This window comes from Candidatus Trichorickettsia mobilis (assembly GCF_963422225.1).
Taxonomy (GTDB): domain Bacteria; phylum Pseudomonadota; class Alphaproteobacteria; order Rickettsiales; family Rickettsiaceae; genus Trichorickettsia; species Trichorickettsia mobilis_B.
The window spans coordinates 140,711-162,359 of the sequence record NZ_OY728607.1; the positions used below are offsets into that span (position 1 = coordinate 140,711).

General features: G+C 36.0%; 13 protein-coding genes and 1 pseudogene. 8 read left to right on the plus strand and 6 right to left on the minus strand.

The window, feature by feature from the left end; translation table 11 throughout:
- Nucleotides 1-11: 11 nt before the first annotated feature.
- On the plus strand, nucleotides 12-1,787 hold the full coding sequence (locus R2I74_RS00615; protein ID WP_316355233.1) for an autotransporter assembly complex protein TamA: 1,776 nt from the start codon (nucleotides 12-14) through the stop codon (nucleotides 1,785-1,787).
- Nucleotides 1,788-5,279: a translocation/assembly module TamB domain-containing protein gene (locus tag R2I74_RS00620; protein ID WP_316353162.1), complete on the plus strand. Its 3,492-nt coding sequence runs from the start codon at nucleotides 1,788-1,790 to the stop codon at nucleotides 5,277-5,279.
- Between the two features lie 342 nt (nucleotides 5,280-5,621).
- Here R2I74_RS00620 and R2I74_RS00625 read toward each other — a convergent pair whose 3' ends face one another.
- The 3 genes and pseudogenes from R2I74_RS00625 to R2I74_RS00635 form a co-directional block, all read right to left on the minus strand.
- Complete coding sequence (locus R2I74_RS00625; RefSeq protein ID WP_316353164.1) at nucleotides 5,622-5,909, minus strand: hypothetical protein; 288 nt, start codon at nucleotides 5,907-5,909, stop codon at nucleotides 5,622-5,624.
- Between the two features lie 162 nt (nucleotides 5,910-6,071).
- Complete coding sequence (locus R2I74_RS00630) at nucleotides 6,072-6,884, minus strand: methyltransferase domain-containing protein (protein WP_316353165.1); 813 nt, start codon at nucleotides 6,882-6,884, stop codon at nucleotides 6,072-6,074.
- A gap of 503 nt (nucleotides 6,885-7,387) precedes the next feature.
- Nucleotides 7,388-7,960 (minus strand): annotated as a pseudogene (locus R2I74_RS00635) (lytic transglycosylase domain-containing protein); the annotation flags it as partial.
- 237 nt (nucleotides 7,961-8,197) lie between these two features.
- On the opposite strand from R2I74_RS00635, the gene R2I74_RS00640 reads away from it, so the two are divergent.
- The gene (locus tag R2I74_RS00640) at nucleotides 8,198-8,434 is read left to right on the plus strand and encodes a hypothetical protein (protein ID WP_316353166.1); all 237 of its coding nucleotides are present in this window, start codon (nucleotides 8,198-8,200) and stop codon (nucleotides 8,432-8,434) included.
- 77 nt (nucleotides 8,435-8,511) lie between these two features.
- Here R2I74_RS00640 and R2I74_RS00645 read toward each other — a convergent pair whose 3' ends face one another.
- From R2I74_RS00645 to R2I74_RS00655, 3 genes are all read right to left on the minus strand, one after another.
- Nucleotides 8,512-10,518, minus strand: coding sequence for an acetyl/propionyl/methylcrotonyl-CoA carboxylase subunit alpha (locus R2I74_RS00645; protein ID WP_316353168.1), 2,007 nt, complete (start codon nucleotides 10,516-10,518; stop codon nucleotides 8,512-8,514).
- 3 nt (nucleotides 10,519-10,521) lie between these two features.
- Nucleotides 10,522-12,066 carry an acyl-CoA carboxylase subunit beta gene (locus tag R2I74_RS00650; RefSeq protein ID WP_316353169.1) on the minus strand — a complete coding sequence of 515 codons (1,545 nt, stop codon included), beginning with the start codon at nucleotides 12,064-12,066 and terminating at the stop codon, nucleotides 10,522-10,524.
- Between the two features lie 568 nt (nucleotides 12,067-12,634).
- Complete coding sequence (locus R2I74_RS00655; RefSeq protein WP_316353170.1) at nucleotides 12,635-15,727, minus strand: flagellar basal body FlgE domain-containing protein; 3,093 nt, start codon at nucleotides 15,725-15,727, stop codon at nucleotides 12,635-12,637.
- A gap of 594 nt (nucleotides 15,728-16,321) precedes the next feature.
- On the opposite strand from R2I74_RS00655, the gene R2I74_RS00660 reads away from it, so the two are divergent.
- The 5 genes from R2I74_RS00660 to R2I74_RS00680 all read left to right on the plus strand — a co-directional run bounded on the left by R2I74_RS00660 (nucleotide 16,322) and on the right by R2I74_RS00680 (nucleotide 21,466).
- Nucleotides 16,322-16,777, plus strand: a complete 456-nt coding sequence (locus R2I74_RS00660; protein ID WP_316353171.1) for a division/cell wall cluster transcriptional repressor MraZ — start codon at nucleotides 16,322-16,324, stop codon at nucleotides 16,775-16,777.
- Between the two features lie 62 nt (nucleotides 16,778-16,839).
- Complete coding sequence (gene rsmH, locus R2I74_RS00665) at nucleotides 16,840-17,766, plus strand: 16S rRNA (cytosine(1402)-N(4))-methyltransferase RsmH (RefSeq protein WP_316353172.1); 927 nt, start codon at nucleotides 16,840-16,842, stop codon at nucleotides 17,764-17,766.
- A complete protein-coding gene (gene ftsL / locus R2I74_RS00670) occupies nucleotides 17,763-18,179 on the plus strand; it encodes a cell division protein FtsL (RefSeq protein WP_316353173.1) in 417 nt (138 codons plus the stop codon). The genes rsmH and ftsL overlap by 4 nt, the downstream gene beginning before the upstream one ends.
- 82 nt (nucleotides 18,180-18,261) lie before the next feature.
- Nucleotides 18,262-20,037, plus strand: coding sequence for a peptidoglycan D,D-transpeptidase FtsI family protein (locus tag R2I74_RS00675; RefSeq protein WP_316353174.1), 1,776 nt, complete (start codon nucleotides 18,262-18,264; stop codon nucleotides 20,035-20,037).
- Nucleotides 20,027-21,466 (plus strand): UDP-N-acetylmuramoyl-L-alanyl-D-glutamate--2,6-diaminopimelate ligase, encoded by a 1,440-nt coding sequence (locus R2I74_RS00680; RefSeq protein ID WP_316353175.1) that lies wholly within the window; start codon nucleotides 20,027-20,029, stop codon nucleotides 21,464-21,466. The genes R2I74_RS00675 and R2I74_RS00680 overlap by 11 nt, the downstream gene beginning before the upstream one ends.
- Nucleotides 21,467-21,649 lie beyond the last annotated feature (183 nt).

A 21,649-nucleotide genomic window follows, 5' to 3' on the forward strand; every position in this document is an offset into this window, starting at 1 on the left:
AGTTGAAAATCATGCGTCGGATTTATTTAATAATCTTCTTATGCATCTATGTTTTATATAGTTTTAATATACTAGGAGCTAACAAAAGTAAATTACCTTCATTTATTATTGCTAAAACTGGAAATTTGCAGTTAGATAAAATACTGGCAGCTCATCAACCAGAGCTCGATGAAAATGCTAAAGTTACTACAAGTTTTAATCAGATAGCTTTATGGGAAACTGAAGGTAAGTCATTTTTACTCAAACTATTACGGTCTTTAGGCTATTATTCAGCAACGATTGATATTAAGCATCCTGAGAAGGCTGCTAGACCTACCATTATTTTTCAAATTACTCCAGCAAAGCAATATACTATTAGAAGAATTAGTATAGAGTTACTTGAACCAACAGCTAACATTAGACTTCCCCCACCAACATGGCTAAAACTGACTACCGACATGCCAGCAGTTGCAGCTCAAATTTTAGCAGAGCAAAATAGGCTTTATGATTTTATAGAAAATAATAATTGCTTGCTTAATCTAGAGGTAAATCACCAGGTAATTATAGATCATTCTCAGCATGTGGTAGACCTTAATTTTATCATTAAGGCCTCATCTACGGCAGCATATATTAGTAAATTAAGCTTTGATGGGCTGCAAAAGGTGAATTCAGAATATATGCATAAAATAGTCTCCGTAAAAGAGTATAGTTGTTTCAGACGATCCATAGTTAATGATTATAGGGTCGCTATCCAAAAGAGTGGATTGTTTACGATGGTGGAGCCAATTGTTACTCCTGTAGTTGACGATGATGCTGCCGTTGATATTACCTTTAAAGTAAAAGAACGGGCACATCGTACAGTTAAAGCAGGAATTAGTTATAGCACGGATTTAGGAGTTGGTATTAATGCTGGATGGGAGCATCGCAATTTCTTCGGTCAAGGAGAAAAAGTAAATAGCATGCTTAGCCTGACTAAGGTCGAAAAAAAACTTAATACTCAATTTGAAAAACCGTTTTTTTTAATTGATAATCAAACATTAAAAGTCAATACGCTCTTGGAACAACAGAATAACAAAGCCTATACCAGCCAGGGAGCTTCCTTAGCTGTATTACTCGAGAGAAAAATATCTTCACACTGGACGGCAGGAGCGGGAGGTAAATATGGTTTTAATCGAATTAAAGAAGAATCAAAAAAAGATTTCGCACTATTTTCTATTCCTGCCCACTTAATATATGATACCAGAGATAATACGCTCGACCCTAAAAGCGGTATAGTAGTAAAGGGTGAAGCTTCACCTTTTATTGATACTATTAGCTTTAATAATAAATTTTTAAAAACAGCTATTATTGGTTCCGGTTATTTACCAATAAAAACTGCGCTTGAACCAGTACTTGCTTTACGAGTGGCAGCGGGCAGTACTTTTGGTATTACTACCCCTAAGATACCGGCTACAGAAAGATTTTATACTGGTGGAGCAAGTTCAATCCGCGGATATGGCTATAAGCTGGCTGGACCTTTAAATCAAAAGAATGATCCTATGGGTGGACGTTCAATGATAGAAACATCGGCAGAACTAAGGTTACGCCTGAATAAAGATTTTGGTATTGTGGCTTTTGTTGATGGTGGTAATGTTTTTGACCTGGCTTATCCCAAATTTGGCGGTAAATTATATGTAGGTACAGGCCTCGGATTAAGATATTACACCGGATTTGGACCACTTAGACTAGATGTTGCTGTGCCTCTTAACAAACGTCGTAAAATTGATAGCGCTTTTCATTTATACTTTAGTATTGGGCAAGCATTTTAAATGACAAAAAATAAAGAAATTAGTTTTTGCTTCACTAAGCTATTAATGCGGAGCATAACTTATGGTGGTGGCATATTATTATTAATTATTCTAGGGTTAGGATTTTGGCTCAATACTAATCGAGCTCAGCAGTATATTAGTTTATTGATCATAAATTCTATCAATCAAAACCTTGGTTATAATGTTGAGCTAGATGGTTTAGAATTTAAGTTTCCTTTAAAACTTCTTCTGAAGTCTATAAGATTATCAGATCATAATGGATTATGGTTGGCAGCAAAAAATACGCAGCTTAGTGTTTCTCCAACAAGATTATTTAGTCGCAAGCTAGTAATTGACGAACTGACGTTTGAGTATATAGAGTTGATTCGTATTCCTGAGCAGGTGAGTGTTAGTGCTAGCAGTACTGATAAAGTTGTTGATATCTCTATTAGTAATATTAATATTCTTAATGCTGTAATCAGTCAGCGCATCACTAGCTTGAACTCTGAATTAGCATTAGCTATAACAGGGAATCTATTATGGCAGGGAGCGGAAAGAAATTTAACATTTATCCTTGATTCAATTGTTGCAACAAATTTTATCGATTCATTATTTGAACAAGTTTATTCCTCTCGTGTAGTACACTCTCTGCCATCCCCACATTTTTTGTCATCCCTGCAAAAGCAGGGATCCAGTCGAATCTACATGGATTCCTGCTTTCGCAGGAATGACAGAGGAGAGTACTGGAATGGATGGTTGAGTCATTCCTCCTTGCGCAAAAACCCAATAGATTTTACTGCTAAACTACATATCGCAGGCAATTATTCAATGAAAAATCAGCAGCTTATATTTGATAATTTATTATTGAATTTTAATAATACTATAATCAACGGTAGTAGTAGTATTAACTTTACAACTGAAATGTTGAATGGACAATATACAATATATACTAATATCTTTCATAAACTCGTTAAAGAGATGGATGAAAATAGCACCATGGACGGGAAGCTAACTCTTGCCGGCACTGTAAAAGCTCCGGAGCTTGCAGCTTTTTTGCAGACAAAAAATATAAAGTATATAGATACTTCTATTCCAGATATTTTATGGACAACCATAATCAAATATAATGAGCAAAAACTATCTGGCGAGCTTACCGCAACAACTACACTGAAAGATATGTCAATAAAAACTGATTTTGTTTTAGGAGCAGATAATTTAATTTATTTTAATAATATTATAGGTAACGCTGATTATGTTACTGCTAAAGGTCAAGCTGTTTGGAACAAGTCTAATAATTTGATTAACGGTAATATAAAGATGGTAAGTGATGATTTATCGACATTATCAGCATTTTTATTAATCCCATTAAAAGGAAAGGCTGCCGTAGAAATTAAGATGGAAGCACCTTCACAGCTTCAAGCTTGCATTATTACGGCTAATATTGAGCAATTATTTACCTCGTTAGCGCAAGCCTCAAAAACTTTGATTGACATTAAAGTGAGTGATCTCTGGAAATTAAGGCTAGAAAAGGCAAAAATAGAGTTTCGTGAGGCTTATGTTCAAGGAAAGATTTTTGATCGCTTAATATTAGAAGCAACTGAACATCATACAGGGTGGAACCTTAGTATGATAGGCTTTAATCAAGAAAAACATCATTCTTTCAATCTTAAAGCTTTAATATCTTTATTATTAAAATCAGCACAAGAGTTTTCTAGCTCGCTCTCCAACATCACTGGCAATTATGGTGAGCACAAAATAACCAGTGATCAACCGATGAATTTTGCCTATGATCATGGTAAATTATCATGGGAGATCAAAAAATTAAAACTGGATAATGGTTTTATTACCGGCAATGGTCAGTTAACTGAGAATAAAATCGATGCAATATTAATATTTGAAAAAATCCCAATTTTGTGGTTGCCATTAACAGCCTATTCTCCGCTAAAGCATGCTAAAGCTCATGGTCAACTTACATTAACTGGTAGTCTTTTAGCACCTCAGTTTGCAGGTAATGTGAGAGTTACTAACATTGATCTTGCAAATACTGTAGCTCCTGACTCAATGATGATACTGGAGGCTAAGCTTATGGAACAATTGCTGCACATAAATCTAAAAATAACATCAAGAAATATTGCAGCACTAACTGGAGAATTGACAGTACCAGTTAAAGCCTCATTATCTCCTTTTTTATTTGAAGTGGTGAGAGACGAAAAGATAAAAGGTGCCTTATCGCTTGATACTTTAATTGAGCCCTTTACCAGAACATATTTGCCGGTCATTCATCAACTTACTGGCGTGTTATCTGGACATCTACAATTAAATGGTAGTCTCAATCATCCTAAACTTGATGGAATTCTTACTTTTGCTAAGGGCAGTTATATTTATGATAGATTAGGGTTAAAGTTACAAAATATCCATGGTATTTTTAAAGCTAATAATGGAATTATCAATATAGATGAATTTAAAGCACAAGATAATCAAGGAAATAAACTATCTGCTACCGCCAGGATAATGTTGGATAAGAACGATAAACCTTTTGAAGCCACTTTAGTCACTAATGGCTTTAATTTATTAAATCATCCAAACGTTCGTGGGTTGGTAAAAACTGATTTAGTAATAAAAGGTAATAATGTTGCAGCACAAGCAAGCGGTGCGATAGAAGTCGGATCTTTAGAAATCACTATTCCCGATCAATTTAAACACGATATTCCTACACTAAATATAGTAGAAACAATTCCACATCCACTAGAAAAAGAATTAATTAACTCAAGTTTTTTATCTACCTATCCATTGTCTATGAAAATATCAATATCTACTAAATCTCAGATTTTTGTTAGAGGTTGGGGGCTTAATGCAGAACTTGGAGGTAAGCTACAAGTTAAGGGCACTATCGATCACCCAAACATTGAAGGCAAGCTACAAGTTATTAGAGGGAGGTATCAGGAATTTGGCAAACAATGGAATCTAAAAGAAGGGTCTCTCATTTTTGAAGGAGATATTCCGCCGTCACCATATTTAAATATTAAAGGTATCACTACTACAGAAAATATCGAAATTAGCCCAGTATTGTCTGGGCCATTACTTACCCCAACTCTTGCCATTGAATCTTCTCCGATATTGCCCCAGGAGGAAATATTATCAATACTTTTATTTGGCAAAGAATCGAAGAATATTAGCGCATTTCAAGCAATACAATTAGCTAATAATTTAAAGCGCTTATCAGGACATGGGAGTGCAGTGAGTTTTGATCCTATATCTTCCGCTAGAAAATTGCTTGGTGTGGATGACATCAAAGTAAAAACTAATAAAAATGAGCTGGGACAACAGGAAACAGCTGTTGGAGTCGGCAAATATTTAACTGACAAAGTATATTTTGAAATTGAACGAGGGATGCAGGCTGGTACTGGAAAGGGGAGAATTGAAGTAGAAATAACAAATCATTTGTTTATTGAAAGTTCAAGTGGTGGCAATGATTCAAACTCGATAGGAGTCAATTGGCGCAAGGATTATTGAGAGGTGAGCATTGTTCACGGGTTTTGAAAAAGAGACGAGATGAACCGGCAAGCTTTAGCTGGAGTAGTTGAAATTTAACTCAAGACGAAGCATGTACTAGAATCGTGTAGAGAGTGTTCAATGAATTGTGTCAATAAGATTCGTCATTGCGAGGGCTTTGCCCGAAGCAATCCAGTCAATTTCAAACACCGAGTTTTTCTGGATTGCTTCGACTTCGTCTCGCAATGACAATTTGACACAGTTCATTGAGCACTCTCTACTTGAAGCTCCGTCTGTACATTTTGCCTGAAAAATTCTTCAACCATTTCTAGGTTATGCAAGAGGTCTAATATAATTTAGAAATTATATTTCTGTAATACTTATCTCATTTTCTCCTAGCATTGCGATTTTAAATGGATTGTTGGTATCTAGAAGATAATTTTTAATAAAATTATCTTCTGCATCATATATGCGTATATTACCATGTAATCCTTGAGAGAAAATAGCAGCAGTTATATCAGTGGCAGGACCAAAATTCTCATCATCGTGATGAAGAGAAATTTCTAGGTCTTTAGTATTATCATCACATTTTGTTTCTATAGGTTGGCCAACTTTATCCATGGCAGCTGATTTAGCAAATAATTTTAACATAATAATTCCTCTATATTTATTTTAAATTAAAGCATAATGCCGTAATTTATATGGTGTAGAAGGTGTAGCCTACTCAAACATTAAGTTGTTTTAATGAATATAAAAAAACTCTGTGATCCGGTCAATAAGATTATAGAGTTGACTAGTTGCTAATATTTCTTGTTATTTCGAATTAGGATTTATAACCCCTCGAGTTTTGCTGACAATAAAACTGATCATATTAATCTGATCATTAAATGTTGTTTCAGTTTTTAAGATTGTTAACATCTTTTTTGAGATCGAGTAGTTTGGCATATTCATCATGATGTTAGATTCTCCAGCCATTTTTAGTGCTTTCATTAGTGCAAAAGCACTATTATATTCAAGATCAATTTCTTCAATATCAACAATAATATCCTGGAAATTAGCTTGTTGTAATAAAGGAGCCATGTGATCAAAATGGATAAAGGGAGGTATATGTTGACTGTGAAAATGATTTGCAGCGGTCTCTGCTTCGATTAAGTAATGACGTAAATTTTTAAGGCTCTTGCCGCCGATAAAATTAGCAATAAAAATTCCGTCTGTGGCTAACCAATTATGGATATTCTTTAAAAAACGAGGAACATTATTAATCCAATGTAGACCTAATGAAAAAGTAATCAGATCAAAATTATTGGCCGCAAACTCCAATTCTTCTTCATCTGCCAATAATTTTATTGTACATTCAACTTTATCAATCATCTCAACTGAGATATCGGTGGCAATAAGAGTGGCATTATTATACTTGTTCAGCAAAGCCAACGATAAATAACCATTACGACAACCAATATCTAAAATATTAACAAAATTTCGATCTAACATTTGCAAGTTTTCTACAATATTGTCAGCAGCGTACTTTTCAAGCGGATAATTATTTATGATATTTGCTGCTTTGTTTCTATTGCTGCGTAATCTTTGTCGATTGAATAAGATTGGTTGTTTAGCTAAACGATCCATTAGACCTCTCTCACAAACTTAGCAATGCGGATGATTTGTACACATGTCAGGTACTCGAATCCGAAACAAACCAAAAGTATGCTGCGAGTCGAGGTTTCGTGTCTCCTTCAAATCCTCTCTTTGACGCGATGTGAGAGAGGTCTATTTAATTATTGGGCTACCGGTTGGCGTGGTGGTACTCGTACCATCATATTGTTACGATTTTTGTTATTTAGTGATATTTTTCTATAAGTTGCATTGTTTTTTGCAGTAGCTCTCTTCTGAAGTTCTATTTCCGCGGATGATTTATATATAGGTTTAGTGCTCGAATTCTTACGAGTGCTAACATATGCTTCTGGCTTGCGTGTTCTATCTCCACGATTGTTATTCAAAGCAGCGGTTTTTAAAAAAGCTCTAGCTTTATTTGGTGTTGAAACATAAGTTTTTTCTGGTTTAGTAGCGAGTTTTTGGTAAGAAACTTTAGAAACTGATGGAGGAGGGTGATTATAATAATGTGGATATGAATATGCTTTTAAAGAATATTTGTATTCATTCATATTATTGGCAATTTTTACCACACTTTCTTTGTATTTTGAGCCAAGCTCATGGGTTGCGGAATGGTAATGGGCAATTGCCTGCAACCAATTACCCAGTTGAGCATATTTTTTTTTAAGAAATTCAGCGCCATAAGTAATATTGCTGACCGGATCAAAAGCATGTTCAATAGATTTAAAGGCATCAGGATGATGCTTAAGATTGATCTGCATGCAACCAATATCAATGCTGGTTTTACCAGTGAGTAGCTGTTGTTTGACGAATAACACTGCTTCTTTTTTATTATCAAAAAAATAACCTTGTCCTTCAACATTCACAGTCCAAGGCCAAACAATCCTGATATTATGTTTAGAGTGAGTTTTTCCGGATTCTTGTAAAGAAATTGAGTGCAAAGTATCTAAAGGAATACGGTGTTTTCTTTCGAAATATGAAAATAACCGTGAGCATTTTAATGATTCTGCCATTTCACGATCAAGTACCGCAAGCGTTTGGTAAGGAAAGTACCAAAGGGTAAACGATAAAAATAACCGCAAAAACATCATATTTATAAATTGTATTTAATTAAAGCAGAGCGACTCCATACATAAAAATGTTCCCTGAGCCTTAGTGTTATCTTGAATAGGTGCTTATTGTACAATACAGCTATTATTAGCTAATATAAATCTTTTCATTAAGTAAACTACAATTTTATAATTTGCCGTGGTTTTTGTTGTTAACAAATAATTGTTTACAAAAGTTTATAGTATATGATAGCTAATTTAAGTATTTACGGAGGTGTTATGTCAAAGACTACTACAGAATTAGCTTTATATCAAGATCCTTTGGAGAGTATAAGAAAATATTACAATCAAATGTTTGTAAATTCATTTCAAGCTCAATGGAATGATTTGAAGTTTTTGGATCTGAGTGATGGAATAGAATTATTAAAATATTATAGCTTATTGTCAGATGATATAACAGTCAAAATACCATATATCTATAAATTTTCAAAAAATGAACAGTCATTTCTTACATAATTGGCAATAGTTCGTTGCAATAATAGAGCGTGAACAACGTTCACAATTAACAAGGTAAAATAACTCCAGATTGTTTATTAAGCACTCTCCTCAAATTCAATTAGAACCTGATTGGCAAATACTTGATCTTTTTCATTGACTAATATTTTGGCGATAGTGGAGGTTCGTTCTGCTGTAATTACATTCTCCATCTTCATTGCTGTCAAAATCATAATATCTTGCCCAGGGACTACTTGTTCACCTACTTGCACTTTAATTGCAGCTATTTGTCCAGCTAGAGGAGCGTGTAAAGTTGTTAAAATATCAACATGCGGCTTGGAAATCATTAGTGCTTCCAGCTCTGACATTCTAGGAGAGCGTACAAAAGCATTAACACTAAGCCCTGAGTGCGTTAGCATATAACCAGTGCGAATTCTTTCAATTTTGACATTTACTTTATTGCCATTAACCAAACCACTAAATAAATGACTGCCTAAATTCCAGTTACTGCGGATGTAGATTCTATTTGATCCTTGTCTGATATTATACCCGTCTGCAACCGGTTTGATTAATATTGGAAACAGTTTATCATCGATAGACACTACCCAACGCGTACCAATATTGTTAGTTTGGTCGATAATTTGTCCGAAGATTGATGCGGCTCTTTTTTGTTCCGCAATATATATATATATTGCAGTTGACAGGAATACTTCGGTAATCTCTGAAGTTAAGGCCGCTCCAGAAAAGCCGTCAGGATATTCTTCTGCGATAAAGCCAGTATTAATATCACCGCTAATAAATCGCGGATTTGACATTACTGCTTCCAAAAAACTTATATTATGAGCTATACCCTTAATGATATAAGAACTTAAAGCGGAACGCATCACTTCTATAGCTTGCTCACGAGTGTCATGATAAGTACATAATTTAGCAATCATCGAATCATAAAACATGCTGACTTCACCACCAGAGCCAATGCCATTATCTATTCTGATATTAGAGCTCTTTGGTGGTTCTGAATATTCGGTAATTCTACCGCTGGAAGGCAAGAATCCTCTTGAGGGATCTTCTGCGCAAATTCGTGATTCAATGGCCCAGCCTTTTAAGACTATATCCTGTTGTGAGAAAGCTAATTTTTCTCCGGCAGCAATTTTAATCATTTCTTCAACAATATCGATTCCGGTAACCAACTCAGTTACCGGGTGCTCAACTTGCAGTCTGGTATTCATCTCAAGAAAGTAAAAATTACTATCAGCAGTCACCATAAACTCAACAGTGCCAGCAGAGTAGTATCCTACCTTACGAGATAATGCTATCACTTCAGCATACATTTTTTGCCTAGTATCTTCATTTAAGAACGGGCTTGGGGCTTCTTCAATCACTTTTTGATGATATCGTTGAATTGAACATTCACGTTCACCAAGACACACGGCATTTCCATGTTGATCAGCTAGTAATTGTATTTCAATATGTCGTGGTGACGAGATCAGTTTTTCAATAAATACTCTACCGTCACTAAAACTATTTACTGCTTCTAATCTGGCCGATGAAAAAGCAGCAGTCATTTCTTGTGAGTTTTTGACTACTCGCATCCCTCTACCACCACCGCCAGCAGCAGCTTTTACTATTACCGGGAATCCAATATCTTCTGCTATGTTAATTGCTTGATTTACTGTATTAATGGTGCCCATATAGCCTGGAACTGTAGTTACTCCAGCTTCAATTGCAATTTTTTTAGCAGCTATCTTATCACCCATTTGTTTAATTGCTTGCGCACTAGGGCCAATTAAAGTTACACCCTCTCTTTTTAAAATATTAGCAAAATTTGAATTTTCTGCTAAAAATCCGTATCCTGGATGAACCGCGCTTGCCCCGCTTGCTCTGATGGCATTGATAATATTTTTTATGGATAAATAGCTTTCAGTAGCCGGAGAATTCCCAATATAATAGGCTTCATCGGCATATTGCACATGCATGGCATTGGTATCAGCTTCAGAATAAACGGCAACAGATTTGATGCCCATTTTTTTTAGCGAACGCATAATTCTAAGGGCGATTTCACCTCTGTTAGCGATTAAAACTTTATCAAATAATGGTTTATTCATTGATTACAACGGTAAATTATCATGTTTTTTCCATGGCGTGTGCACCTTTTTATTCTGCAAAAAATTGAGTGCCTTACATATACGCCATCTGGTGTTTTGAGGTTTAATTATGTCATCCAAATGGCCTCTGGAAGCAGCGATAAAAGGTGAGGTAATAGTTTCTCTATATTCTGCAATTTTTTGTTTTTTTAACTCTAAATCCTTACACTCTTCTTTAAATATTATTTCTGCTGCTCCCTCAGCGCCCATAACCGCAATTTCAGAATTAACCCAGGCGTAATTTATATCTCCGCATAGATGTTTTGAATTCATAACTATGTAGGCACCGCCATATGCTTTTCTAGTAATTACAGTAATCTTTGGTACAGTTGCTTCTGCATAAGCATAGAGCAATTTAGCTCCGTGTTTGATAATACCATTATATTCTTGATCTACACCAGGCAAGAATCCTGGAACATCAACTAGTGTCACTAGCGGGATGCTAAAAGCATCGCAAAAGCGGATAAATCGTGCTGCTTTTCTTGAGGCGTTAATATCCAGGCATCCTGCTAAATGCAGTGGTTGATTGGCAACAAAGCCAACTGATCTTCCTTCCATATAGCCAAAGCCGATAATAATATTCTTGGCAAAATTTGGTTGAAGCTCAAAAAACTCTCCTTCATCAACTATACGTTCTAACAATTCAGTCATATCGTAGGGTTTATTCGGATTTGATGGTACTAAGGTAGTAAGAGACATATCGACTCGATCAGCAGGATCTTTAGTATCTCTAATCGGTAGCGGAGCAGTATTGGATAGTGGTAAAAAATTAAAAAATCTTCTAGTTTCTAATAATGCTTCAACGTCATTTTTAAAAGCCAGGTCGGCAACACCACTTTTAGTGGTATGCATTCGAGCGCCGCCAAGTTTTTCTTGGCTCACTTCTTCGCCAGTTACCGTTTTTACTACTTCTGGTCCAGTCACGAACATGTAAGAAGAGTCCTGTACCATGAAGATAAAATCAGTAAGGGCGGGGGAATATACTGCCCCACCGGCACAAGGACCCATGATTAAAGTTATTTGTGGAATGACGCCAGAGGCTAGGACGTTACGGTTAAATAATTCACCGTAGCCACCGAGAGCATCGACTCCTTCCTGAATTCTGGCACCACCAGAATCATTAATTCCAATAACCGGTGCGCCTACCTTTAGTGCAGAATCCATAATATTACAGATTTTTTTGGCATGATATTCACCAAGAGAGCCGCCATGTACCGTAAAATCCTGACTATAAACAAAGACTAACCTACCATTGATAGTACCGTGACCAGTTACTACTCCGTCTCCAGGAAAGATTTTATCGCGCATTCCGAAATTATCGCATCGATGTTCAACGAACATCCCAGTTTCTTCAAAGCTATCTGGATCTAAAAGAACCTCAATCCGTTCTCTGGCAGTTAACTTCCCTTTTGCATGTTGGATAGAAATACGTTTGATTCCTCCACCTTGCCTGGCAATATTTCGTTTTTCATCCAATATATCTTGACTTTGTAATGTGGTTTGATTCATCGTTAATTTAACCAAATTAAATTACCTTAAATTTTAAGATAATAATAGTATTGAATAGTTATACTTGAGTAGTATTAAAATTCAACAAGATTTATATTTTATTATAGTCAAATTCGCATTATGCCTAAATCAAGATAATTTTCGAGCCTGTTCACGGAAACGCGTTGAGGTTAAGGAAAAGAGATGATATAACTCGTTATTGCGAGCCGAAGGCGAAGCAATTTAGGAAATGAACGGATAGTTTAACAGGATTGCTTCGTCACCTGACGGTTCCTCGCAATGACAAGTCTTATTTAATTGACACAGTCATTGAACCATACACGTCCAAGTTAAGGAATAAAGAGACGACACGAACCGTCATTGGTCATTGCGAGACCACGATAGTGGTCGTGGCAATCCAGTTAAACTATCCGTTCATTTCCTGGATTGCTTCGACTTTGTCTCGCAATGACGGTGGTGGCTCGCTTCATTTCCTTAACTTGACGCGTATGGTTCATTGAACATTCTCAAAAAATGACAGAGATTTTATAAAAATAGTAAATTATTTCAAAAAATCTCTATTAATAGCTTAGCGAACATCAATTGCATTAATAATGGTTTTAAGATTATTATTTTCCATACTTAATGTTTTTGCGACAGCTGAAATATCATTGGCATAACCTTGAAGGTCTATCAAGCTCTCGGTAGAATCAATATTTGCTCCTTCCACGCTCCTTGAGATAATAGTTGCTGTACCGGCCACACCAGGCTCTTTAAGAATGACAGGAAACTTGTTGCGATAGCCAGAAGCATAAGCTTCCATGCCATTATCCAGGTCAATCATAGTAGCAATTGGAATTCTATATAATTTTTGGCTAGTACCATTATCATAAATAGCAATGAAATTACCATTTTCATCAATATTGACATCTGTTAAAGTTCCAGCAGTATTACCATTTGCATCAAACATTAATACATTATCAGCAGCTATAACTTGTCTAATACCTTCCCGAGATCCAACTCCAACAAGGTTTCCTGTGCTTCCCCAATCTATAGTAATGCTACCTGGTGCACTACCATTTGTCCATTCTGCTGTAATAGGAGCTGCTAGATCTCCTATAGACTGCAGCGCGCCATTAGGTTCAAATGTTAAGGTTCCAGATTGGAGAACACCATCTGCTCTAGTCGTTTTAACATCAAAAGTACCATCATCATTTTTGATAGCACCTATCTCTACTGTCCAACGATTCTGGCCAAGTCGAGCAAATCTAGCCAAGAGCGTATGTTGTCCACCCAAACTATCAAATACTACAAATGAATGTGAAAAGATACGGTCTATTGAATGATTTCCACTAGATAGACCTAATTTAGTATCGCTAGCACTATAAGTAGGGTCAAATGTAAATTTTTCTTGATTTAAACTTAAATATTCAAAAGCACGGCTGTAATGATCAACTCGGAAACCAGCACCAAGACTAGCAATGTCATAGGTTTGCATACCTACTATGTCATTACCAGTAGCAGCAAAACCGTCATTTATTACTTCAAAGGTGACGTAATTAGGCGCACCAGCTAGTAAAGCTGCTGCATTTGGTATATCTACTACTTTATATCTTACATTATTTCGTACAGTAACGCCATCAACTACTACTGGTGCTGCTAAACCAGTAAGACGGATAGAGTCACCAATGGTGTAATTATGGCTTGGCATAAAGAGTTTTACTCGATTTGAGTTAAGCCCTAGTCCATTAGCACCAAGAGTAGTCACCATAACGTTGGTATTTATAACAGGTAAACCAGCTCCAAGACCAACTTTCCTATAAGTAAAATTTCCAGCAAAAACTTCAGCTGGAGCAGCAGGTACAGGAACAAGTCCACCTGGACCTGCTAAAGCTACGTTACCTGCGACAGTTTCTATTGGAATAATAGTAAATCTATTGGCATCTACTACCGTAGCTACATAGTACCCATCAGGTATGTGAACGTTCGCATTCGCAGCGTTGCCAAAAATTGCTCCACCAACTTGCACTGCTCCTAGACCGCTAATAAAAATTAGGTCATTATTTGCTAATCCATGGCCAACATTAGTAATTTCCATAGCACCACCTGGATTAGCAGCGGTGATACTTGCATTAATAAGGTTAACACTTGGAGCAAAAGCCTGTCCAGCTATTTTTTGCCAAGTAAAATTTCCGTTGATGTTGAGGCCAGCATTTGGCACATTCAGCGCTTCAATATTAACTGGGGTAGCTGCTAAATAAATGAAAAAAGAATCGCTATTAGCTCCACTAACCATATATTTCCCATCTGGAATATTAGGATGCATTCCACCAGTAATATTAACAAAATCTCCAGATTGTAGCCCATGTTTTGGTGAAGTTATTGCTACAGTAGCTTTAGCTCTTTCTGGAGTTAAAAGAATACCATTCAAGCTGATACCAGTACCACCGATAGTTGCCCTAGAAAAATCTCTTATTCCTAATGATTGGCCAGCAATAGTAAATTGTGAGGTTGCAAGTAATGAATGTACATTAACTGAGCCTGATGTTGGATTAAGTTCAGCAAAAAGTCCAGATGTATCTTTGGTAGCATTAATTTTATCACGCAGCATTTGAAGGGTTGAAAATCTCTCAGTATTTGCGGTAGCTGCAGGGATATTAACTAAACCTAAGGTTTCAACCATGTTGCTGCCGCCAAAATTTTGAAATTCAACAGTTGAATTTCCATCTTTTGGAGCAATAACTAGTCGGTTGTCCTTAATTAAGGTGATTAAATCTAGTGATTTTAGTTTTTCTCCCAGAGACTGCAAACTGTTAAACTCAAGCTGACCAGTATTAGCATTATTAGCAACAGCTTTAAAATTACTCCAATCTCCACCAGCTACTCTTACCATAATACCTGAATCTACCTGTAACTCATTAACATTGGCAGGAGCGCCTGGTACTATTCTAAATTGACCACCAACGCTAGTAGCTCCATAAAAAGAAGTTGTAGATATTTGTTTGGACATGGATATTCCGCCATATACAAACGTTCTAGCAGTATTCTGGTCAGCTCTAAGAGTAAATGAATCACCTAGCGTAAGGCTACCAGAGTTACGGATTTCAGGCATTAAAATTTCATCAATTTTGATTGAAGCATTGATACCGGTTTTATTGACTGCGAATACTTCCCCAGCTCCTTCTAGCACGATTTTGTCTGCATTTAAATTTGCGCCAACTGTTATTTTATCACTGGCAGTTGCTTGTGAGCTGCTGCCACTAACATTGATTCTCTCTAAAGAATCTAATAACGAACTATTGGCAGGTAGATTTCCTCCTGCATCCAATTTCCATCCAAGCAACACGCAGCCGCTGGGATTAAGCCAGTCTCCTTTATTGTTTAATCTGAATGAACCATCGCGTGTATAAAGATTAGCTTTAGATGTGGAGCTTTCTTTGACCACTAGCATACCTTTGCCCTGAACTGAGATATCAGAGACAATACCTGTGTTAACGACAGCACCTTGTACATTTATAGTACTTCTCTTTTGTTCAGTTACTATGGAGGCGGTTCCAGAAACAAACTGGGAGAATGAGGTGGTATCTCCTTTAGCAGCGTTAACTCTGGATCTGTTAATGTTAGTGGTCTCTCTTTTACTGGCGTCCATTAACAATCTTAAATAATTATCCGATTTTGACATATATTACTCCTCCTTAAAATCAATCAATACAACTAATATGGTGATATCTTCTGGCTTCTTTAAGAAACCATTGTAATCCAAAGATCAGCATAAATCGTGCCAAACTCTTTAGCAAGACTAAAATTACTCTGGAGTTGTAGCAATAATTACACAAGATTTTAAGATATCACCAAAATATCATAGTAAATATTAATAAACCAACTGTATTTTTTAATATTTTCTTGAAAAAATTACTTGACTAAATGGTGGATATATTACATTCTCCATGTAGTACCATTAAATCCCAAATATACCCAAAATTGAACGTAAATTGATGATATATTTTGTAAGTTATTTGATAATTAATGTCGAGAGTGTTTAATGAACCATACACGTCAAGTGTAAGGAATTAAAGAGACGATATGAACGTCATTGCGAATGGGAATTCGTCATTGCCGAGACCATTTATAGTAGAAGCAATCTAGCTTTGAGTTTTGGAATAGTTTGAAGAAAAAATACGTAATTTATAATTAAGAATTTAAGAAATAATTTAAATAAATATAAAAATACTACAATTGTGCGATTTTATAAAACTGAATGTGATCACAGTAGAAAATGAATATTTTTTTATCAAAATATATTAATAACCTTGATAAAAAGAGCAGAGTCTCAGTGCCTGCGAGTTATAGGCTTGTGTTGTCTGGACAGAATTTCAATGGAATTATTGCGTATCCATCATTCAGAAATAAATGCATAGAAGCTTGTAGTATTGCCAGACTTGAAACTCTTAGTCAGGTTATTCAAAATCTTGATCCATATTCTGAAGAGCGAGATGCTTTTGAAACTATAATCCTTGGTGAGGCGGTACAGTTAGCTTTTGATGGAGAAGGGCGAGTGGTGTTACCGAAATCATTGCTTGAGCATGCTGAAATGGAAGAGCAGGTATGTTTTGTCGGAAAAGGAGTGGTTTTTGAAATGTGGCAACCTCAGAATTTTGATACTTATTTAGTGGCAGCAAGACAAGTTGCGCAAAATAATCGTTTAACATTAAAGGATAGACCTGTTGCATAAGCTGGAAATGGTTATTTTTAGGCAAAATGCAGGCAAAGAAGAGGTCTATAGTGTAATAAAATATGTTAGCCCATACACCAGTGTTATTAAATGAAATGATAAAGTATCTTGCTCCAAGAGTTGGTGAGAATTTTTTAGATTGTACGTTTGGTGCTGGTGGTTACAGCGCAGCGATTCTGAATAGTTGTGAATGTAAGCTAACTGCTATTGATCGAGATCCTGCTGTGCAGGAATATGCTGATAATTGCTCTCGTGAATATAAAGATCGTTTTAAATTTATTAATAGTAGTTTTGCCGAAATAAGCAAAACTTTTACTGGTATTAAGTTTGATGGCATAGTTGCAGATCTTGGCATGTCGAGTATGCAACTTGACATAGGTGCGCGTGGCTTCTCATTTACTCATGATGGGCCGTTGGATATGAGGATGAGTAGCAGAGGTGAAGACGCGGCCGAATTTGTTAATAATGCCAGTGAAGCTGATATTGCTGATGTGATTTATCAATATGGTGATGAGCCTTTTGCTCGAAAGATAGCAAGGTCAATTATTAATGAACGTAAGATTGAGCCAATAACCAATACAGCTAGATTAGCTAAGATAGTGCGTAGTAGCGTAGGATTCAAAAAAGGTAAAATTGATCCAGCAACTAAGAGTTTTCAAGCAATCAGGATTTATGTCAACGATGAATTGAAACAATTAAGAATCTTATTGGAGCAATCGTTAAAGCTATTAGCTCCTAATGGTAGATTAGTAATTGTATCGTTCCATTCTTTGGAGGATCGTATAGTTAAAGATTTTTTAAGAAGCAATTCAGCAAAAATTATGGCTAGATCAAAATATGCTAAACCAATGATAGAAGTTCAAGATTCAGAATTATTAAGAATTCTTACTAAAAAACCGATTTCACCGTTAAGAGATGAGATTTTGATCAATCCAAGATCTAGATCAGCAAAGCTTAGAGCAGCAATAAGGAAAGGAGCAAGTAAATGATCATACGAGTATTTAATTGTATAGTTTTTGCTATATGCTGTGCTACCGTTTATGGGTTGTTTATCATCAAGAGTCAAGTGAGAACTTTTTGTTATCAAATTGATGAATTAAATAAGCAGATATTAGAAGAAAAGGATAACATTCATATGTTGAAGGCAAAAATGGCCTATTTAACATCACCAGATAGATTACGCCAGCTATCTAGTAAGTATCTTGGTTTAGATAATGTGCGTAGTCATCAGATGATAGCAGACCCATTATTACAGACTGTTAATATCAAAGCAGAGAAACAATATGCGGTAGCTAATTTAAGTACCAAGCATCACATTAAATGGCGTTATAAGAAGATCTCAAGCAAGTATATACAACGGGTTGTTGCAACCAAAATTGATAATTATGGACGTATTCAATAAGCTATATCAATATTGGTTACAGATCATATCCGAATTGTGTTTTTTGTCATTCCTGCGTAGGCAGGAATCCAGTAAAACATGCATGGATTCCTGCCTACGCAGGAATGACAAAGAGTACAGGGATAATAGAGAGCACTGGAATGACAATAAAGGTTTCAAGAACGACGTAAGTCAGAAAAGCATATATCAGATTATTTTTGCGTGGGATTTATATGATCATAGTGCCAGATTCAGGATTGTAATAATTATTGGCATTTTTGCTCTGTGCTTTATCGGTTTGGCTTATCGTTTATTGATTGTAACCAATAGTAATCATCTCAAATCCAATGAATATTCAGCTAAAACTAATTTTAGAAAAGAAATAGTAGATCGTTACGGTAAGGTGTTGACTATAAGCGTACCTTCATCATCATTATTTGCATATCCGGCTAAGATAACTGATCCACGACAGTCATTAAATAAATTATCTAAAATCATCCCAAATCTAAATATAGAAAAATTATTGCTTGAATTATCTGGTAATAAAAATTTTGTTTGGATAGCACGTGACCTTAGCCCAGCAATACAAACTGAAATTACTAATCTTGGGTTACCAGGATTTGGTTTTGAGCGTGAACAAAAACGAGTTTATCTTTTTGGTCGAGTACTTTCTCATATTATTGGTTATGTAGGTAGGGATTTAATCGGACTTGCAGGATTAGAAAAGAAATATGATCAATTCTTACGAAATGTTGACCAGGTAAATAGTGATAATAATGCTAATGCAGCATTAGAATTGTCTGTAGATGTCAGGTTACAGACGATCTTAAGCGAGGAATTAGAGTCTACCATACAACAATTTAATGCGATTGGTGGTGCTGCTATTGTTGCAAACCCTCATAACGGCGAAATCTTGGCAATGGTATCTAAACCAGATTTTGATCCTCATCATCCGCAGAAAGCAACGAATACTCAGCTATTTAATACAGCAAGTCATGGAATTTATGAAATTGGTTCGGGTTTTAAGTCGGTAACGATTGCCATAGGATTGGATACAGAAGCAATAACTGTACATGATGCCTATAACATCAGTTATATGCGAGTAGGGAGATTTGAGGTTAAAGATTATCATCCCAGAAGCGGTTGGCATAGTGTTGCTGAGATTTTTCTACATTCTTCTAATATTGGTACTAGTCAAATTATTCTTGAGATTGGTAAGAATAATTTTAAAAAATATCTCAAAAATTTAGGGTTGCTAGAGCAATTAACTATTGAATTGCCGGAACGTGGTACTCCACTTTTTCCTGCTGATAGTCGTTGGACTGATTTAAGTTTGGTCACTATGTCTTATGGTTATGGGATTTCGATTAGTCCGCTACATTTTGTGCAAGCGATGTTACCAGTAGTAAATGGTGGTTATTTATATCCATTAACTTTAATAAAAAAACAAAATAATCAGCTTATTGGGAAAAGAGTATTTAGTGAAGAAACTTCTAGGCAAATGCGAAAATTGCTACGTTTAGTGGTGAAAGAGGGAACTGGAAAAAGAGCAGATGTCAAAGGTTATTTAGTTGGCGGCAAAACCGGTACGGCTAATAAGTCTGTTGCTGGGCGTTATGCTCAAAATAGTAGAATATCATCATTTTTCGGGATGTTGCCGGCATCAAATCCGCAATATGTTATTTATGTGATGCTTGATGATCCAAAAGGCAATAAACAGACCTCCGGACATGCTACCGCCGGCTGGAACGCTGCGCCCTTAGTAAATAAAATTTTTGAACGGATGGTGGCTTTATACGGACTCAGTGCAATTGATGAAGAAAGTTCGGAAATCCAGAATATATTAAATATAGATTATAAAATTGACCATGAAATCTAAACTGCAACTTTTGTTTAAAGAGCATAATATTACCGGCTTAAGCTTTGATTCAAGAAGTGTTAAACCTGGCGATGCTTTTTTCGCTATAGTTGGAGAACATGTTAATGGTAATAATTATATTCAACAGGCCTTTAATGCTGGAGCGCAGGTAGTAATTACTGATGAGCCAAGACAATTACAGGATCGACGGATGGTTTGTGTTGATGATGCCAGAGTCGCTTTAAGTTGTGCTGCTGGTATTTTTTATCCTAAGATCCAAGAACATTTGATTGCAGTTACTGGTACTAATGGCAAAACTTCAGTGGTAGCGTATATACGCCAATTATTTGGTTTGTTAGGGCAGCGTAGTGCTAGTATTGGTACATTAGGAATAGAATTAAATGCAGAAATTAATAATAATATCAATAATACCAAAGGGTTAACTACAGTCGATATACTAACTTTTCGTAAAACCCTCAATGATCTAGCTAGTAATAACATTAATCATGTAGCATTTGAGGCATCTAGCCATGGCTTACAGCAAAAACGCATCTATGGCATTCCCGTTATTGCTGCTGGTTTCACGAGCTTTTCACAAGATCACTTGGATTATCATCTTACTATGGATGAATATTTAGAAGCTAAGCTGAAGTTATTTACTGAAAATTTGCTGCCTAATGGAATTGCAGTAATTAACGCTGATATTGTTAATATTGATTTTATTAAGTCATACTTAAATGAACGAAAAATCCAAGTAATTACTGTTGGCACAAGCGGGGATGTTAGAATTATTAATGCAAATTCCACAGTTAATGGCCAGCTAATAGAATTTTCTTATTTAGGTGAAAGGTATAATATTTATACAGAGGTTATTGGAAGTTTCCAAGGAATTAATCTGCTGATTGCTGCTATTTTAGTTCATAAATCTGGTTTTGTTTTTGCAGATATAGTCGAAAAATTACCGCTAATAAGGGCTGTACGTGGTAGGCTTGAACGAGTGACGGATAAGAATCATCCATTTCATATATTTGTTGATTATGCGCATACTCCTGACGCTTTAGCAAATTCTCTGCTTGAGCTAAAAAAATTAGTTGCCGGCAGCGGTAAGTTAAAAGTGATATTTGGTTGTGGTGGTAATCGTGATCAGTTAAAGCGGCCAATTATGGGAAAACTCGCAGCTGAGATTGCTGATGTAGTAATTATCACTGATGATAATCCAAGAGATGAAGATCCTACTGCCATTCGTCAAGCTATTTTAGTTGAAGCAAAATCAGCAATTGAGATTCCAGATCGTAAACATGCAATAGTTGATACAGTTAAAGGACTGCAAGCAGAAGATATATTGTTGATAGCGGGTAAGGGGCATGAGAATTATCAGATCATTGGGACGATAGTAATAGCAATGGATGATGTGGAAATAGCAAGACAGGCTTTAGGATTGAAGGTGTAGCTTAGTATCATCTCAAGCACCACATGTGTCATTCCAGGGGAGCTATAATATGCATCAAGTTAAGAAAAAAGAGACGGTTCAAATAGTCTTGTTTGAGCCGGAGGCGAAGCAATCCAGTTAAATAGAACCTCCTGGATTGCTTCGCCTTCGGCTCGCAATGACAATTGAGCATCAATTTTTTAA

Bases quoted from the DNA above. Each gene is read 5' to 3' on its own strand.
- R2I74_RS00655 (WP_316353170.1), bottom strand. From the start codon at position 15,727: ATGTCAAAATCGGATAATTATTTAAGATTGTTAATGGACGCCAGTAAA.
- ftsL (WP_316353173.1), top strand. From the start codon at position 17,763: ATGATCATACGAGTATTTAATTGTATAGTTTTTGCTATATGCTGTGCT.
- R2I74_RS00640 (WP_316353166.1), top strand. From the start codon at position 8,198: ATGTCAAAGACTACTACAGAATTAGCTTTATATCAAGATCCTTTGGAG.
- R2I74_RS00620 (WP_316353162.1), top strand. From the start codon at position 1,788: ATGACAAAAAATAAAGAAATTAGTTTTTGCTTCACTAAGCTATTAATG.
- R2I74_RS00680 (WP_316353175.1), top strand. From the start codon at position 20,027: ATGAAATCTAAACTGCAACTTTTGTTTAAAGAGCATAATATTACCGGC.
- R2I74_RS00660 (WP_316353171.1), top strand. From the start codon at position 16,322: ATGAATATTTTTTTATCAAAATATATTAATAACCTTGATAAAAAGAGC.
- R2I74_RS00650 (WP_316353169.1), bottom strand. From the start codon at position 12,066: ATGAATCAAACCACATTACAAAGTCAAGATATATTGGATGAAAAACGA.
- rsmH (WP_316353172.1), top strand. From the start codon at position 16,840: ATGTTAGCCCATACACCAGTGTTATTAAATGAAATGATAAAGTATCTT.
- R2I74_RS00625 (WP_316353164.1), bottom strand. From the start codon at position 5,909: ATGTTAAAATTATTTGCTAAATCAGCTGCCATGGATAAAGTTGGCCAA.
- R2I74_RS00645 (WP_316353168.1), bottom strand. From the start codon at position 10,518: ATGAATAAACCATTATTTGATAAAGTTTTAATCGCTAACAGAGGTGAA.
- R2I74_RS00630 (WP_316353165.1), bottom strand. From the start codon at position 6,884: ATGGATCGTTTAGCTAAACAACCAATCTTATTCAATCGACAAAGATTA.
- R2I74_RS00615 (WP_316355233.1), top strand. From the start codon at position 12: ATGCGTCGGATTTATTTAATAATCTTCTTATGCATCTATGTTTTATAT.
- R2I74_RS00675 (WP_316353174.1), top strand. From the start codon at position 18,262: ATGGATTCCTGCCTACGCAGGAATGACAAAGAGTACAGGGATAATAGA.